This is a genomic window from Sphingopyxis sp. OAS728, from assembly GCF_014873485.1.
Classification (GTDB): Bacteria; Pseudomonadota; Alphaproteobacteria; order Sphingomonadales; family Sphingomonadaceae; genus Sphingopyxis.
On sequence record NZ_JADBDT010000001.1, the window covers coordinates 1,784,018 to 1,801,480 of the forward strand.

9 protein-coding genes are annotated in these 17,463 nt (G+C 64.1%); all 9 read right to left on the reverse strand.

Features of this window, described 5'->3' with window-relative positions; genetic code table 11:
- Window positions 1-176: 176 nt before the first annotated feature.
- On the reverse strand, window positions 177-1,151 hold the full coding sequence (locus GGC65_RS08310; protein ID WP_192646724.1) for a FecR family protein: 975 nt from the start codon (window positions 1,149-1,151) through the stop codon (window positions 177-179).
- Window positions 1,148-1,624, reverse strand: coding sequence for an RNA polymerase sigma factor (locus GGC65_RS08315; RefSeq protein ID WP_192646725.1), 477 nt, complete (start codon window positions 1,622-1,624; stop codon window positions 1,148-1,150). The genes GGC65_RS08310 and GGC65_RS08315 overlap by 4 nt, the downstream gene beginning before the upstream one ends.
- Window positions 1,625-1,914: 290 nt before the next feature.
- The gene (locus GGC65_RS08320; protein WP_225940731.1) at window positions 1,915-3,273 is read right to left on the reverse strand and encodes an HlyD family type I secretion periplasmic adaptor subunit; all 1,359 of its coding nucleotides are present in this window, start codon (window positions 3,271-3,273) and stop codon (window positions 1,915-1,917) included.
- On the reverse strand, window positions 3,270-5,024 hold the full coding sequence (locus GGC65_RS08325; RefSeq protein ID WP_192646726.1) for a type I secretion system permease/ATPase: 1,755 nt from the start codon (window positions 5,022-5,024) through the stop codon (window positions 3,270-3,272). The genes GGC65_RS08320 and GGC65_RS08325 overlap by 4 nt, the downstream gene beginning before the upstream one ends.
- 74 nt (window positions 5,025-5,098) lie before the next feature.
- The gene (locus GGC65_RS08330) at window positions 5,099-12,553 is read right to left on the reverse strand and encodes a peroxidase family protein (RefSeq protein WP_192646727.1); all 7,455 of its coding nucleotides are present in this window, start codon (window positions 12,551-12,553) and stop codon (window positions 5,099-5,101) included.
- Window positions 12,554-12,882: 329 nt separating this feature from the next.
- Window positions 12,883-13,605: a LuxR C-terminal-related transcriptional regulator gene (locus tag GGC65_RS08335; RefSeq protein WP_192646728.1), complete on the reverse strand. Its 723-nt coding sequence runs from the start codon at window positions 13,603-13,605 to the stop codon at window positions 12,883-12,885.
- Window positions 13,606-13,776: 171 nt separating this feature from the next.
- A complete protein-coding gene (locus GGC65_RS08340; protein ID WP_225940732.1) occupies window positions 13,777-14,799 on the reverse strand; it encodes a sensor histidine kinase in 1,023 nt (340 codons plus the stop codon).
- Window positions 14,799-15,476, reverse strand: coding sequence for a response regulator transcription factor (locus GGC65_RS08345; protein ID WP_192646729.1), 678 nt, complete (start codon window positions 15,474-15,476; stop codon window positions 14,799-14,801). The genes GGC65_RS08340 and GGC65_RS08345 overlap by 1 nt, the downstream gene beginning before the upstream one ends.
- A 559-nt stretch (window positions 15,477-16,035) precedes the next feature.
- The gene (locus GGC65_RS08350; RefSeq protein ID WP_192646730.1) at window positions 16,036-17,448 is read right to left on the reverse strand and encodes a PLP-dependent aminotransferase family protein; all 1,413 of its coding nucleotides are present in this window, start codon (window positions 17,446-17,448) and stop codon (window positions 16,036-16,038) included.
- Between the last annotated feature and the right edge of the window lie 15 nt (window positions 17,449-17,463).

Consider the following 17,463-nt stretch of genomic DNA (forward strand, 5'->3'; position numbering starts at 1 on the left):
CGCGATTGCCCCAAAACCGACATCGGGGTGAAATAAAATTTTCGCGAACGGCATTCAGCGAAATATAATTACCAGTTTCATAGGTTTAGCGAATGCCGCCGACCTTACGCCGACGGAGGGCGCGCGACCGCGTCGCCCCGCAAGGGCGCAACATTCATCGATGATGGAAATGCGGCCTAACGGCCCAGGCGAATTCGGCCCGCGTCGCGGTCGACAGTCAGTCCATGCAACGCCGCGACCGCGTCGGCGAACTCTGCCGTGTCGTTCGTGGCGAAGACCCCCGACACGGTCAGCCCGCCGAGCCGGGGATCGGCGACGTCAATCTGCGGCCCGCCATAACGATTGAGCTCGGCAATCGCGGCGGATAGCGGCATATCGTTGAACATCACCTGCCCGCGCCGCCAGGCCGTCGCCGCCTCCGACGAGACAGGGGTGACCATCGCTGCGGCATCGCCTGCGGCGGCGAAACGCTCGCCGGGGGTCAGCATGGTGGATTGCACGGCGGGCGCCCCCGCCGCCGACGGGTGCGTGTCGACGCGGACCTTGCCCGAGATGAGCGTCACGGTGACGACGCCGCCTGTCTTGCGGACGATGAAGCTTGTCCCGATCGCGGTTACGCTCTTGTTCCCCGCCGTCACGACGAAAGGCCGCGCCGGATTGCGCGCAACCTCGAACATCGCCTCGCCGTCATCGAGCACGATGCTGCGCCGCTTCTCCTCATAACGGACGTTCAAATGGGTATCGGTGTTAAGGGCTATCCGCGTGCCGTCCTCCAGCGTCGCGACCTTTTGCTCGCCGACCGCGGTCGAATAACCCGTCGGCTGTTGCAGCACCCACCATCCCGAGATCAGGACGATAAGCAGAAGCGAGGCGACGACCGCGAGCGAGCGCGACCGCTTGGCCAGCCAGGCCCCGAACGCGAAACCGGGTTCGGCCCCACCATCGCTGGCCCCGTCGCGCAATGCCGCGGCGCCGGGGAGGATTGCCCACAGATCCATCGCCTTTTCGAACGCCGTACGGTGGCTCGTATCGGCTTCGAGCCAGGCGCGAAGCCCTGCTTCGGTCGCTTCGGTACGACCCGTCGATTCCAGACGCGCGAGCCAGGCAGCGGCCTCGGCCGCGATCCGCTCGGCTCCGTTCCGCCGGTTCACCATTGCTCCATCCACTTCATGAGCTGCAGCGTCGCGCGCGCGACCTGCTTTTCGACCGCCGCGACGGACATATTTTCCGATCGGGCGATTTCGGCGAAGGGGAGGTTCTCAAGCCGGCGTTTGAGCAGGATGCGCCGCGTTCGTTCGGGCAATTGATCCAGACCGCGCGCCGCATGCGCAAGCCGCGCCCGTTCCTCGACGACCTGCTCCGGGTCGGGGGCACCGTCGGCGATCGCCTCGACATCGTCATGCTCGGCGAAAGGCGCGCGGCGCTTTTTGCGCGCGCGATCAATCGAAAGATTCACCGCCGCCGTCACCAGCAGGGCTTCCTTCGATTCCGCCGCGTGGGCCCGTTCATATTGCTCGACCTTGATAAAAGCGTCGTGCACCAATTCATCCGCATCCTCTGCAGGAACGCCGCGCCGCATCACCGCCCGCCGGGCTTTTGCCAACATCTCAGCGAGGCTCGACATAGCGCTCCAAAATTGTCCTTCGCCTTCTTAGACGAACGACTTCGCATTTTCCGACATGATAAGGCAATATTCGTCGCACGGGCATTCGGGGCACTTATGGCCGGTTGCGGACGGTCTCCTTCGGCTCGCGAAAGCGTCGAGGCGCGGCACGGCCCACGCGGGCAAAATCGTAGACTTCCACCGGTATTGGCTGGTTGCGAGCGAGCCGATTTTGGTCAGCAAATTGGGGAAGCAGCCATCTGTCGAACGGCGGCGGCGAGCGCGGTACCGCCGACAGGACGAAGCTCTTCCTAATGCTCCCGGCCTGCCCTCCACAATGTCTGCGTGAGCGGCTCGATCAGATAGCCGAGCGCGGTCCGCTCGCGCAGCGGCACCATCACTTCCGCCGGCATGCCCGCACGCAGGCTGTTCTCGCCGCGCAAGACCGCGATCTTTTTCATTTCCTTGGGTGGGACGACGACCTCGATCTCGAAATATTCCATCCCGGTGCGGTTATCCTCGAAACTGTCCGCCGACACCTTGCTGATCTTGCCCATCAGGATCGGCAAGCTGCGTTCCTGGATGCCCGAAAAGCGCACCTGCGTCTGCATGCCCGATGTCAGGTCGTCGGCGTCGTTCGGCGAGGCTTTCGCGAGCACCACCAGCGCCTTGTCCTGCGGCACAATTTCCATCAGCATTTCGCCCGGTGCAACGACACCGCCGACGGTGAAGACCTTCAATCCGACGACGCGACCATTGGACGGGGCACGGACCACAGACTGCGTCAGTCTTTCGCGCGTCGCGAACAGGCGCGGCTGCAGTTCGTCGAGCCGGACCTGAACCTCGCGCAGCTGCGTCGCGACCTCTTCGATAACCTGACGGTCGAGCGACACCATCTGCAAGCGCGATTCACCGATCGCCTCTTGCAGCCGCGCGACGTCGGACTGCAGCGCCCCGAAATCGCCGTCGAGCTGCGCCGAACTGCGCTCCACCGCGCGCAGCCGGTTGGTCGATACGAACCCGCGCTCGGACAATGTACGGAGGCCGGTCAGTTCCTCGGTGATCAGCCGCTGCTGGATCCGGTTCGATTCCATCTGCGCGCCATAGCCGCCGATCTGCTGGCTGTGCTGCGCGATCCGCTGGCCCAGCATGCCCCGTTCGGTGACGCCCGACCGTTGCCGCGCGTCGAAAAGCAGACGCTGACCGCGCATCGCCTCGTCGGCAAGCGCCCGGTCGCCCGCAAGATAGGAAGAAAACTCCACCGGCCGCACGATGTGCCGCGCACCGTCGCGTTCGGCGATCAGTCGCGCGCGCTGTGCGAGCAGGGCCACGACTTCGCCGGTCAGGCCGCGCTCGGCGGCGACGATATCCGAAGCCGAGATCTTGAGCAGTACGTCGCCGCGGCGCACCTCGCTCCCCTCGGTCACCATCAAGGCGGTGACGATGCCGCCATCCTTGTGCTGCACGGCCTGCCGATTGCCCGAAACCGACACCGATCCCTGTGCCATCGCGCCGGCGTCGAGCGGCGTGAACGCCGCCCAGCCGAGGAAGCCGAGGAAAAAGGCCGCGGCGACCCATACCCCGGTCCGAAGCTCGCGCTTGGGGGAATCGATCGTATCGACCGGAAGCGGTTCGCCGTGCAGGTCGTCGCCAAAGCTCATCGCGTTCATGGTTTCTTGTTCCTCGTCATCTTGATGACATTCGCGGCCGCGGCTGCGCTCTCGCGCAGCAGTTCCATCACCTCGCCGCGCGGCCCCTGATATTCGATCACGCCATTTTTCAGCACCGCGAGCCGATCCGCGTCGCGCAGCGCCGACTGGCGATGGGTGACGATCATGATCGCGGTCTGGCGCAGCTTGGCGGCGGCGATGGCGTCGTTCAGCGCCTCTTCGCCCTGGCTGTCGAGCGCGGCGTTGGGCTCATCGAGAATAAGCACTTTCGGATCGCCATAGAGCGCGCGCGCCAGCGCAATGCGCTGCGCCTGCCCGCCCGACAGGCGCAGCCCGCCATCGCCGATCTGAGCATTGTAGCCGCCAGGCAAATGCAGGATCAGGTCGTGGATACCCGCAGCGATCGCGGCGCGCGTGACCTTGTCGTCGATGTCGGCCGCATGCTCGCCGCGTGCCGCCGCAAAGCGCGAGATATTCTCGCCGATCGTTCCGGGCAGCAAGGTCGGCTCCTGCGGCAGATAACCGATGTGCAACGCGAGGCGCTCGGCGTCCCAATCGCCATATTGCGCCTCGTCGATGCGGACTTCGCCGCCGTCGGGCGGGACCGCGCCCGCCGCGATGCGCGCCAGCGTGGTCTTGCCGGCGCCCGAGGGGCCGATCACGCCGAGCACTTCACCGGGGATGAGCCACGTCGACACGCCGCGCAGGATCAGCGCGCTGTTGTCGGGCGAGCGCAGCGAAATATTGGACAGTTCGACATAACCCTCGGGCGTGGGCAACGCGACCCGATCGCTGACGAGATTGTCGGTCGAACGGAACAGCGCCTCGATCGATGCCTTGGCTGCGCGCGCCTGCCCGATCGTCGGCCAAGCCTGGACCATCTGCTCGATCGGCTGAAGCGCGCGCGCCAGCAGCACCGAAGCGGCGATGATCGCGCCGACCGAAATTTCGGCATTGATGGCAAGCCATGCGCCGACACCAAGCGCCAATGACTGCAGGAACATTCGCGCGAATTTGACGAGGCCCGTGTAGCGGGCGGCGGTCAATTGCGTGTTTGCGCTGGCCTCCAGTCCCTCGCGGCGATCGGCGATCTGGCGTGCGACCAGCGCGCGGCGCATCCCGAGCGCGCGAACGATCTCCGCCTTTTCAAACATCGATTCCTGTTTCGTATAGGCCGCCGCCATCGCCCGGTGGCCCGCCGCAGCCGATTTCTTGGTCGCGCGCTCGTTGAGGAGCGCAAGGGTGAGAAGCACGACACCGGCACCGAAGATCAGCAATCCAAGCGCGGGATGAATGATGAACGCGACGACGAAATAGAGCGGTGTCCATGGCAGGTCGAACAAGGCAATCGCCGATGGGCTGGCGACCGCGCTTCGGAACGTGTCGAAATCGCGCATCGCCAGCGCCGCCGCCGGGTCGGCATTGCCCTTTGCGCGCGCGAGCAGGCGATCGAGGATCGGCGCCGCGAGCTGGCGGTTGAGCCGCAGCGAAGCGCGCAGCATCAACCTGCTGCGCACCATGTCGAGCGCGCTGAGGCAGGCGATGGCGACCGCGACGATGACGGTGATCCAGAACAAGGTCAGCACGCCGCCCGTTGGAACGACGCGATCATAGACCTGCATCATGTAGATCGTCGGCGCGAGATAGAGGATGTTGACGAGCGCGCTGAACGCGGCGGCGGCCACAAAATGCTGACGGCAGGCGGCAAAAGCCTGTCTGATTTGCGGCGGAACGGCGGAATCGGTTCGCATGACCCTGGTTCTTTCCTGTTCGGTCGAGTCCGGACCGGCCAGAGCCGGCCCGGACCTCCCGGGGGCGCGGGATTTTAGAGGAGGCTCCATTCATAATGGGCCAGCTCGTGGTGCCCGTTCGCTTCGAACCGCGACTTCAGCCACCAAGGTCCCAGGCTGCTGTCGAACCCGTCGCTCCAGCGGTCATGGCTCGGTGCCGACGGATCGGGTGCCGCACCGGCTCCGCCCTGTTCGACCGGCTGCGGCGACGGGTCGTTCGCTGCCGCCTCGATTTCGGCCGGAGGCGTTCCATTTGCCGCCGAATTCGAGCCTGCAGAAGCGAACGCGAACGAGGCCGTCTGCACATTGGCGGCGGAAACACCGTCGAGACGCAGCTCGTTCCCGTCGATCCGAACGAGGGTATCGTTCCCCGACTGGCTGATCACGACGCGCGAAGCGAAGCTCTGCGCCGTGATACCGAGGCCGCTGAGGTCGATGCTGTCGGCACCGAGCTGGAAGTCGGTGATCCGGTCGTCGCCGTCGCTGAAGACGAAAACATCGTCGCCGCTACCGCCGGTCATGACATCATCGCCGTCGCCGCCGTCGAGCCGGTCGTCGCCCGATCCGCCGCCGAGCACGTCGTCGCCGTCGCCGCCCGCCAGCAGGTCGTCACCCGACCCGCCGCCGAGGACATCGTCTCCGTCGCCGCCGGACAGCGTATCGTCGCCCGATCCGCCATTCAGCACGTCGTCGCCGCCGCGACCGCTGATGACGTCGTCGCCAGACCCGCCTTTCAGCGTATCGCGCCCGGCGGTTCCGGTCTGCGTGTCGGCCTGCGACGGCGGTGCCGGCGCGTCATCGTCGTCGTCATGATCGTCGTCGTCCTGCCCATGATCATCGTCATGGTCGTCGTCGTCATCGTCGTGCGACGCCCCGGCATTCTGCGCGTTGGCGGTGGTACCAAAGAAGGTCACACTGTGTCCTTCGGTCGCCAGCGTCGTGCTGCCGTCGTCATTGTCGGTCGCCGTATAATCGGCGATCGTCTTGCCTTCGGCGAGCTCGAAGCGATCCTGCGCGCGCATCTCGCCGATGATCACATCATTGCCGCCGTTCGAGCGGAAGACGATGCGATGCGCCGACTGGAGTGCGCTGATGTCGACCGTGTCGTCGCCCGCACCGCCGTTGATCGTGATGGTGTTCACGTCGAGGCTGGTGGGCGCGAAATTGCCGATCACCTGCACCGTATCGTTGCCATTGTCGGTGTTGACGACGATCTCCTCGATATTGTCGAGTTCGGCAATGATGAAGGCATTGGTCGTGCCGCCGCGCGTGATCACGATTTCCGTATCGGGATTGCGCACCGTCAGCCCGGCCGCATCCGCAGCGGCGCGCGAATAGATGCGGTAGGTTTCGGCGACATTGTTCGCCGTGTTGCCGTTGATCACGAACGTATCGACCGTGCCCGCGCCGCCATCGACGACATCGCGTCCGTCGCTGTTATTGTTGCTCGTCGCGTTGGCATTATTGGCGTTCCACACGATCGTGTCATTGCCGCCACCCGCGAATACGACGTCGTCGCCGGTGCCCGCATCGAACGTGTTCGCGGCATCGCTGCCGACAAGGATGTTCGCAGCAGCCGTGCCGTCGATCGTACCCGTCTGATCACGCGTGACGGTAACGGTCGCATTGTCGGTGTCGCCCGGCGCACCCGTCGCGGTATAGGTGAACGAGCCGCCGGCAGTGCCTGTCGCCGGATCGGTAAAGCTGACCGACGTCGCGTTGTGCGCAAGGCCGTTGAGGCTGTTCGCGCCGCTCACCGCGGTGATGCTGATCGGGCTGTCGGGATCGACATCGTTCAGCAGCAGCGCCCATTTGGGAATGACGATGCTGGTCGTCCCGCTGATGTTGGTGATGACGCTGTCGTTGTTGGCATTCACATCATCGTCGACCGCGACGACATTGATCGTCGTCGTGGCGACATTGCTGTCGGCGAAGCCGCCGTTGACGGTCACTTCGACGACGCGGTCGACGACACTCGGATTGTCGGACGTATTTTCGAACTCGATCGCCTGGATCGCCGCCTGGTAGTTGGCGATCGTTTCCGTGCCGGTCAGCGTGACGGTGATGCGCCCGGGAACCGATGTATCGACATCGCTGTCGATATTGCCGGGCAGGTTGTTCGGGATGACGAACTGGTCGCCCGCCTGCGCATTGGTGAGCACGATGCGCGCCGATACGAGTTGACCGTCGGTTTCGACGATGAACGGGCCCCGCGCGATCGCAACCTCGCCCGCGTCCTCGGTGAAGGTCGTTTCATAATCCTGCACCGGCGACGTGGCGAAATCGATCGTGACATTGTCGATGCTCACCTGCTCGTTCGTCGCATTGATCGCGCTGGCAACGAAGCGGATCGCCGCATTTGCCGTGAACGGCCCCGTCAGCGGATGCTCATAATCCTGGTTGCCGCCGTTACCGGTGATCGTCCGCAGCAGGGTGAAGTTGACGCCGTCGGCCGCAAACCACACCTCAACATTCTCGCCGGCATCCAGATTGTCCGGGTTCGCCGAAAAGCTGAGCGTCGCGGTGACCGCGCCCGCCAGATCGACGGTGCGGGTGATCTCCGCGCCGTCACCATTGTGAAAGCGCAGCACATTGCTGTTGCCCTCGTCGATGCGGATCTGGCCGCTCGTGACGCCGCCCGAATCGTTGGTTTCGACCCAGTCGGGAACCCAGTTCGTGGTCCCGTGCGAATTGCCCAACGTGGCTTGGGTGAACTCGTCCTGATATTCCCCCGGCGTCGTCTGCAGCGCCAGCGTCGGCCCCCTCAGGTCGACGACGCGGTCGGCGAACTTCAGCTGCTCGATGTTGAACAGCCGGTCGGTGCCGTCGGACAGCGGCCGGTTCGCGACTTCTTCAGGCAGATCGTCGTCGCCGCCATCGTCGTCGAAGCCCGTGTGATCGACCGTGACGCTGCCGTCCGCGTTGCGGGTGATCGTGTAGTTCGCGAACACGTCGGTGTAGACCGCCGTGTCGACGTCGCTGTTGTCCGGATCGCCGTCGAGAAGCTCGCGGACGATCGACAGTTGGCCGGGATTGATTTCTCCGGCGACCATGCGCGCGGCGATTTCGGTCATGCTGTCGACGCTGAACGCCGCCCAACTATCGGTCGGACGGGGCGTGACGAGGATGCGGACGTTCAGCCAGCGGTCGCCGTCGATGATGTCGTTGCCGGCAAGACCCTTGATCGTATCGCTGCCGCCGCCGCCGAGCAGGATGTCGCCCGCCTGCGATGTGCTGAAGATGATGCGTTCCTGAACGCCATTTTCGTCGAGTACCGGAACCGTCTGTCCGTTGACCACCTTGGTCACCGGGATGCCGGCACCGAGATGCGCGACCAGCACGTCGAGCCCGTCGATCAGGTCGACATTCTTCGCGAGCAGGTCGTTCGAATAGGAGTCGAGCGGCGAGTCCGGTCCCGGGATCGCAGCGGTGTTCTGCAATTCGCCGCGCGCATTGGTGCTGCGGCTGCGCCCCGTCAGCGTGTCGTCGTGAATCCAGCCCGACAGCCCTTCGACCAGGTCGAAGCGGTCGCGCAGGATGAACGCCTCCTGCGTCTCGAAGATGGGGATGCCGAGGTCCGAATTGGCGGCCGTGCTGTCTCCCTTGTGGATGCCCCAGTCGAAGCCCGCCTGCCCGTTCGAGCGCTGGATGCCCTCATTATTCTGGAACATGATGTCGTCACCGGATTCGGCGTCATAGTCGGTGTCGCCGCTGCCGCCGTTCAGGACATCGTGGCCGATGATCGACGAGTTGAAGAACAGCTCCGAATTTTCGCCCGACAGCGTGTCGAAGCGCTGGCCGCCCTCGATCCAGTCATTGCCTTCGTTGCCGAGCAGGAAGTCGCCGCCCGAGCCGCCGAGGATGAAGTCGTCGCCGGTGCCGCCGAAGGCTTCCTTGCCGTCGGGGCCGGTGATGATGAAGTCATTGCCCTGGTTGCCGAACAGCAGCGACAGGCCCGAACCGCCATGGATGACGTCGTTACCTTCGTTGCCGTGGAGGAAGTCGGCCTCGCCGATGTCGGTGCCGGCGTTGGTGATGATGTCGTCACCTTCGCCGCCGAACACCTTGTCGACGCCATAGCCGGCCTCGATCCGGTCGTTGCCGCCCTTGCCCCAGATCGCATCGTCGCCGCCGCCCGACACGATGACGTCGTCATTCTCGGTGCCGCCGATGACAAAATGCTCGTTGCTGTTGACGCGGATATATTGTGCGACCGTTGTAGTATCGTTCGGCGCGATCAGATTGCCGTCCACATCGCGGCGTTCCACCAGGCTGGCGAACGGCAGGAACGGATTGTCGCTCGCCGGGTCTGGATCGAGTTGCTTGCTCGGATCCATTTCCAGCTGCGGCATCTCGAACGCGGAGAACAGATTGCCCGGCAGCGCGGTCGAATGATCGTCGCCCAGATCGGTGTTGCGCATCACCAGTTCGGCGAAAGTGTTGTTCTCCAGCTCGTTGAGCAGGTTAAGCCCCTGCGTGCGCGACAGATAATAGAAACGGTCGGCGTCCTGCAGGTTTTCCATCGTCATCTGGAAGACGAAGCTGAAGGTCGAGCCGAGCATGCCGCCGAACGCCATCTTCTTTTCGGCGAGGCCGCCGATCCAGAAATCGATGTCGTTGAGCCCGCCGAGCTTCGGATCATTGGCATAGGCGCCCTCGGCGTTGAGGAAGTCGAGCCGGTCCGCCGGCGCGCCCGCGCCGCCGAGGACGAGAAGGGTCGCCGCTTCGCGCAGCTGTTCGACCGTCTTCGGGTTGGCGGCAGTGTTGAGCACCGATTCATGCGTGCCATAGGCCGCGATGAAGTTGATGATCGACGCCGGATTTTTGAGGTTGAGCGCGAAATCGGCCCAGCTCTCATAGGGTTTCAGCAGCGTATCGCCGGTCGCATCGAAGAAGCGCTCGCGTGCGGTCTGCAGCGACGGCATGCCGACGTCGCGGCCGCGCGCGAGGTTGATCGTCGCGAGGTCGAGCGGGATGCCGAGCAGCTGGTTGCGCAGCACGTCGGTGACGAACTCGTCGATCTCGCTGCCCGTCTGGCGGCTCATCCCGCGGATGATCGCGCCCGACGCCTGTTCGGCGGTACCGAGCGAGTCATACGCCACCGGGTTCAGGAAGCCCTCGAACAGCGAGATATCGTTCTGAACAGGATTTCCATTCTCATCCATCTCGATGACCGCGATATCCTGCCGCAGCATCGAATGGCCGAAACGATAGACGACGTGCGCGAATTCGGCGGCGATGCTGGGGTTGATGTCGGCCGAGGGCTCGAACACGAAGGCGTCGATATCGGGCTGCATCATGCGGCCGAATTCCTCGAACACCAGATGCTGATATTCCATCTCGTTCGTAAAGCGGCCGACCTGGAACAGGCGTTCGCCATCCCAAACCAAAGTTTCCGACAGCGCGGCGATCGCCGCGGGGTTGCCGGTCGTCAGCGTCGCGAATTGCGCATCGGTCAGGTCGGTCAGCAGCCATTCGTTGATGAAGGCACGGTCCATCGATGCAAGCGTCACATCCTTGGTGTGTTCGACGATGCGGTTATGTTCGGCGTGGAACACCTGGTGGACCGCGGTCAGCGCGATATTCTCGTTCGCGCGGCCATCGCCCGCGATGAAGTGGCGGTCGAGCAGCTCGTTGTCGTAGCGCGTCGGGCCGCGCTGGCCCTGCGGCCCGGGTGTGCCGTCGGCATTGGCATAGCCAAGCGCCGAGTCGCCGTCCTGCATCAGCACGCCGCCCGTGATGATCGGCACCGCGGCATGCGCGATGTCGTCGAGGAAGGCATGACCGGTCAGCACGACGCCCTGCGCGCTGACAGGCGCGGCCGGATTGCCTTCGCGCAGAACGTCGTCGGCGGTGCCGAGCTGGCCGTCGGCGCCCATGCCGACGACGAGCTGCGGATAGCCGTTCGCGCCGGGAATGAAATTGCCATAGGGATCGGTCGCGATCAGCGGGATGTTGCCGACATTGAGGTCGGTAAGCTCGATCCCGAGCACGGTGCGCGCCTGCGCCTTGATATCGGCCCAGGTCGCAAGACCGCCGTTGCTGCCCTCGAGCAGCAGGCCGCTCGAAACCGGCTTGCCGTCGGGCCCCGGGATATATTCGCGCATGAAGACCTGCTTCGATGCGGAGGAGGCATAGGTCTGGTTCTGGTCGACCCAGGGCGTGGTCAGATTCTTCGGCCCCGGACCGTCGTCGGCGGTGCCGAGGATGCCGTCGGCACCGGGATTCACCGTCACGCGGGTCAGCGGAATATAATTCTGGCCGCCCGGAACATAGAGCGGATCGTCAGGCGACAACGGCACGTAAACCGTACCGTTGCCGCCCTTCGCGACCAGATCGAGGCCGTGATCGAAGAATTGTCCAAAGATCGTCATCCAGCCATTGAACGGCGAGGACAGTCCTTCGTCGGGCGATACGTTGGGCAGATAGACGGTGTTGCCGTCCATCTCGACACCATGTTCGGCGAGCGCCGCGTCGAGCGCCGCACTGGCGGCTTCGTCGGCACCGGCAGCGGCCTGCGCGTCGGCGAGTGCGGTTTCGGCACCGGCGAGCGCCGCCTGCGCCGCGAGAAGCGCGGCGGCAGCATCGGCAGCGGCGGCAGCCGACGCGGTCGAGGTAGCTTCCGCCGCCTCGGCATTGTCCTGCGCCAGCTGGTAGGCGGCCTCCGCCGCGTTATAGGCGTCTTCGGCCGCCGTGATTTGGGCGGTTTGCTGGTTGTTCGGGATCGCGTCGGCAAGGAGCGCCACATAGGCGGCGAGGCTGACGTCGCGCACCTCCATCGCCGGGGCGACTTCGGCATCGGCAGCTTCAAAGGCCGCCTGGTCGGTCGCCGCCTGCGCAGCGGCCGCAGCATCGGCGGCCGCGGCATCGGCCAGCGCGAGCTGGGCAGCCGCGACGGCGGCATTCAGGCCGCCGAGCGAGCCTTCGGCGGCTGCGGCCGCCGTGACGGCGGCTTCAAGCGCATCGCGCGCCGCGACGATCTGGGTCAGCGCAGCCATCAGCGCCGCACCCGACAGGCCGGCATGCGTCAGCGCCGCGGCAATGGCGGCCGGATTTTTCAGCGTCTGATCGACGATCAGGTTGGAAATGATGCGCGGGTCGGCGTCGATCACGGTACCGCTGCCGGGGCCGGGCTGCGACCCGGTCCGGGGCCCGGCGTTGGCATAATCATTGTTGGTGTACCACGTCTCCATATTCGGCAGCGGATTGAAGTCGTAGCGGTCGCCATCGGCGTCGTTCAGATATTCGGGCGTGAAGATGCCGGGGAAGGACTGGTCCGCCGCACCCCAATATTCGCGGCCCGGCAACAGATTGTTGTAGCTGCCATCGACGGTCCTGAGCCCATAGGGCAGCAGATGCGCCTGCGCGAACCCGTCGTTGCCGTTATAGCCGGCAACCAGCGCGGCGAGATCGCCGCCCGCGGCGTGCGCCTCTGCGATCTTGATCTGGGCGAGGATGAAGTTGAGGTCATGTTTCGTAAGCTGTACCATGTCGCGTCTCCGGTCCGGCCGCACGCGAGGTCGCGCACGGCCTCATCCGCAAAATCGTGCGGACGAAAGGTTGAACAGAAGCTGGTGCGGCCCCCCGCCAGCAAGGCCGAACGTCACAAATCGAATCGACTCGTGGGACGGCTTAAGGACAGGTTAAGTAGAATGAGGATCGGGAGTCGATTGGACTTTACGTACTAGCCCGATATGGGACTCGATGAGTCTTCTTCACTATCGGCATGACGATATTATCTAGTACTTTTGGCCGATGAGTAGGCGAAGTTATTTCGCCCTCGCGAAAGAGAGCGGAATAATTCTGTTTATGTTTGTTGTCAGCCGAAGGCGCGCGTACGGAAATCGACGCTCGCGCGGCGTCCGATGAATTGGTCGCGGACAAATGCCGACGCGTCGCCGCGGCTCTGCAGCGCCGCCACCGCGCCCACGCGGTTGTGCACGCCGAGCAGCCGGAAGGCGGCCGCTACATGGACCTTCACCGTGCTTTCGGAGATACGCAGCGAGCGCGCAATTTCCTTGTTCGATTTGCCCATCGACATATGCGTCAGCACTTCGCGCTGCCGTTCGGTGAGGCTGGATAGCGAGGCTTGGTGCGAACCAGAAGAGCCTGTCGCCCTTACGTCCGCGTCGACGTGACTGACGATCGGCGGAACATAGACTTGGCCGGCGATCACTTGCCGGAAGGCGTGGAGCATTTCATCCTGCTCCATGTCCTTGGGAATGAAACCATGCGCGCCGTCGGAGATCGCGCGGAGCACGGCATCGCGATCGCGTCGCCAATCGACGATCACCAGCGAAAGCTGCGGAAAGCGGTGACGCAATCCGCGAATGCCGCCGGGAACCACCGGCTTCAGGTCGATCCCGCCATCGAGAACCAGCATGTCATGCGCACCGCTCGCGGCCAGCCAGCCGAGCGCCTCGTCGGCATCTCCCGCGGTCGCAACATCGCAATAACCGTATTCGCGCCGAATAATGGAAGCGAGACCGCTCCGGCAGAGTAATTGCCGTTCCCAAACCAGCGCCCTTGATAAAGCGGACAAGATATTTCCCCCAAAGTTCATCAACGGTTGCGACCCGCTGTGAACGCCGGATAGCTGCTCCCCTCTTTTGTCTGTTGAGCTAGTCCGTCGGAAGGATCCGCCCTACCGAATCCTTCAATCTGAAGCGTAACGAGTTTTGCTTACAGAAAGCTGACGAGTGCGGAATCTGTCTCAAGTCGCTACAATAGTGTCGAAATCCAGCTCGATCGCTGGCTCTTCCGGATGGCTTTGCAGCGTTCCGCCATGCACTTCCATGATTCGCGCGACGATCGAAAGGCCCAGCCCCGCGCCGCCGTAACTCGCATGTTCGCCGCGCCGGAAACGGTCCGACAGGGCAAGCAGCCTGACGGGATCGATACCGGGCCCGCCATCGACGACGCGAATATTGGCCCCCGGGCCGCGAACGATAACCACCTCTTTGCCCGCGGCGGTCACCCGGACGGCATTTTCGACCAGATTGCGCAGTGCCGCGGTCACCGCCTCGATCCGGCCCATAACCATCGGCCCACCCTCGTCGCGATAAGCAAGCGCGACGCCCTTTTGCGCTGCATCGACCGCGCAAAGCTTGATCGCCTCGAGCGCCGCATCCGCCAGATTGATCGGACGGAAGGGCTGCGGCGCCGCCGCATAGGCGTCGAGCTGGGCGAGCACCAGCAATTGCTCGACCAGCCGATTCATCCCCGCAAGACCGTCGATCACGCGGTCCGCGTCGGCGGCCTTCAGCCGCTCCAGTTCGAGCATGGCGACCGCGAGCGGCGTTTTGATTTCGTGCGCGACGTCCGCAGCGAACCCCTCTTGGCGCCGCGCCGCGTCGTCGAGGCGCAACAGCAGCGCGTTGACGGCCTCGGCAAAGGGCAAGGCTTCGGTCGGGAAATCGGCAAGCGTCACACGAAAACCACGTTCGCGACCGGTTGCCTGATGGATGAGGTCCGCCGCTTCGTGCAGCGGCCTCAGCGCCCGGTTGATCAGCCATCGCGTGGCGATTGCCAACGGGGCAAGCAGGACGATGATCGGGAATATGACATGATCGATCACCTCATGGACGATTCCGATATGCCCGTATTTTTCCCGGATATCCTCACGGATCAGTTCGAAATCGACAATCAGAAAAGCGGCGAGGACAATGCTGCCCGCAACAGCCATCCAGGCAAAACCGGTTCGCAGCTCATCGATGATCGAGCGACCTTGCTGCATCAGGCAACGGGCTCCAGCATCAGATATCCAACGCCGCGGAGCGTCACCAGTTGATCGTGCACACCTAGGCTCGCGAGCTTCTTCCGGACCCGCGAAACCAGCACCTCGATGGCATTGGGCGTCACGGGTTCGTCGAAGGAATAGAGCGACGCTTCGATCTGGTCGCGACTGACGACGCTGCCGGCCTTGACCATCATCAATTCGAGCAGCGCGGCCTCGCGCAAGCTGAGACGGAGGGGCTCGCCGCAGCAGCTGCCGACGCGGGCTATCGTGTCGAAGAGGATTGTCCCCACCGAAAGGATCGGGGTTGAACGCGCACCCGGCCGGCGAAGCAGCGCGCGCACGCGTGCGGCAAGCTCTTCGACGGCGAACGGCTTGACGAGATAATCGTCGGCCCCCGCGTCGAGGCCATCGATGCGATCGCCCAAGGCCGATCGCGCGGTGAGCATGATCACCGGTGCGACAAGCCCATGCGCACGCTCGACCATCAGCCACGCGCGCCCGTCGCCATCGGGCATACCGAGGTCGAGGACGATGATGTCATAGCTTGTCGCAGCAAGAAGTTCAGATGCTTCGGAAAGCGTTGGAGCGACGTCGCAGCAAAATCCCATCGCCGAAAGCCCTTCGGCGGTCAAAACGCCAATCCTGGCATTGTCCTCGACGATGAGTATGCGCATAACATCCCCCGGGCGGGAGTGCAGCACCCCTCCCCATGTTGGTCAAGCGCTACCGCCTAATCCATAAGACTTAGTCCGATAGGTCGATGGACGTCCGGACACGATCGCGCTTGAATTGTGGGGGCAAGGGTTGCAGTTGTGACATTTGGTGGAGGGACAGGGAAACTATGCGCAAAGAAGGCTGGTTCCTTGGCGCCCTGGCTATGCTTTCACTGCTTTGGCTGCTGCTGCACGTATTCGACATCCTCTAGGCTCACACCCCCAGTTCTGCCCGGCTTTCTGGCCTCATATAGCGGACTGATATCGGGCAGTTTATGCATACAGACCCGTGACGCCCTCCCCTATCCGCAATGGGAAACCATTTCTTCAGGTCGGGGCATAAAAAAAGCGCCCGTCCGATCGAAACCGGACGGGCGCCAGATGAAGAAATCTGTCTCGGGAGAGAAAGAGCTCTTCTGGGTCGCCCAGCGCAATTAGGAGCGAATCCTGTGCGGAGATTGTATGAAAGCGCCAAATCGTCCGCCCTGAGTGGGCCGCGCCGGCCGATTGAGCGAATATCTTAGCCGAAGCGCGCGACAAGGCCGCACAGGCGGTCGCACAGGCCACCCAGCTGGCGTTGCGGGGCGGTAGCGATTCCCAGCACCAGTCCCGAACGCCGCCCTTCCGATCCCGCATACCAGCTCGATAGCGGCGCGGGAGCCATTCCGAACGCCAGCGCCTCGCGGGCGACCGACAGGTCGGACGAGGTGTCGGGAAGCTGCAGCACGACGCCAAGCCCCGCCACCGACAGACGGTCCGGCGGAATGTGGCGGTGCAGATTCTCGAGCAACGTATCGCGCTGCGCCGAATAGACCCGCTTTGTGCGGCGAAGGTGGCGCATATAATGACCTTCGCGCATGAACTCGGCGATTGCGAACTGAACGGCGGGCCCGGGTGGCGGGTTCAGGCACGCGGCGACCTCGAAGACAAGGTGCACGAGCGCTGCGGGCACCACCATGAAGCCAAGCCGGAGCGTCGGGCTGATCGTCTTGCTGAACGGGCCAATATGGATCACGCGGCCGCTGCGGTCGAGCGATGCGAGCGCGGGGGCGGCGCGTCCGACGAGCTGCAGGTCGCTCAAATAATCATCCTCGATGATCCAGGCGCCTTGTTCGGTTGCCCAGTCCAGCAAGCGCAGCCGGCGATCGAGCGACAGCGTCGCACCAAGCGGCGCCTGTTGACCGGGCGTCACCATGACCAGTTTCGCATCGGGATGATGCGCGATGCCATAGTCCACGTCGATGCCGCGCTCGTCGACGGGGACGGAGACCGTCGACAACCGCGCAAGTTCGAGACCGCGTCGCGCGAACGGATAACCCGGCTCCTCGGACCAGGCCTTTTCGCCATCGAGACCGAGCGCACGGAGCGCCAGCCCGAGAGCGCCGGAAAAACCCGCGGTGATGAATATCTGCGCGGGCGAGCAATCGATGCCCCTGGCGATCGCGAGATAGGCTGCGATCTCGCGGCGCAGATCGATTTCGCCGCGAATATCCGGATAAATGGGGGGACCGCTGGTCTCTAGGCGCACCGCCTGCGCCCGGATGCGCGCCATCAACGTGGCCGGAAAACTGCTCGCTCCCGGCACACCATTTTGAAAGACCGCCGGCCCCTGCAACAGATCCTGATAGAATTCCATGAACGACCCGGGATGGGGCGGAACCTCAGTATTCACTCCGGCGCGCGGCCTCCCCGCGACGCGCGTTCCCGTCGCGCGCGATACCTCGACGAACTGAGCCGCGAGCAGCTTGTCATACGCGATCCGGACCGTTCCGCGCGATACGCCCAGCTGCGCGGCAAGGTCCTGCCAGGACGGCAGCCGCGCGCCGGGGACCAGCACCCCGCTTTCGATCGCCGAGCCAATTCCGCGCCGGATCTGGTCGCTCAGCGATTGCTTTGCACGGCGGTCGAGCTTCAGATCGAATGGATTGGCCATACCCCGTAGTACAGG

Excerpts from the sequence above, each read along its gene's own strand:
- GGC65_RS08325 (WP_192646726.1), bottom strand. The coding sequence starts at position 5,024 with ATGCGAACCGATTCCGCCGTTCCGCCGCAAATCAGACAGGCTTTTGCC.
- GGC65_RS08330 (WP_192646727.1), bottom strand. The coding sequence starts at position 12,553 with ATGGTACAGCTTACGAAACATGACCTCAACTTCATCCTCGCCCAGATC.
- GGC65_RS08350 (WP_192646730.1), bottom strand. The coding sequence starts at position 17,448 with ATGGCCAATCCATTCGATCTGAAGCTCGACCGCCGTGCAAAGCAATCG.
- GGC65_RS08320 (WP_225940731.1), bottom strand. The coding sequence starts at position 3,273 with ATGAACGCGATGAGCTTTGGCGACGACCTGCACGGCGAACCGCTTCCG.
- GGC65_RS08340 (WP_225940732.1), bottom strand. The coding sequence starts at position 14,799 with ATGCAGCAAGGTCGCTCGATCATCGATGAGCTGCGAACCGGTTTTGCC.
- GGC65_RS08315 (WP_192646725.1), bottom strand. The coding sequence starts at position 1,624 with ATGTCGAGCCTCGCTGAGATGTTGGCAAAAGCCCGGCGGGCGGTGATG.
- GGC65_RS08345 (WP_192646729.1), bottom strand. The coding sequence starts at position 15,476 with ATGCGCATACTCATCGTCGAGGACAATGCCAGGATTGGCGTTTTGACC.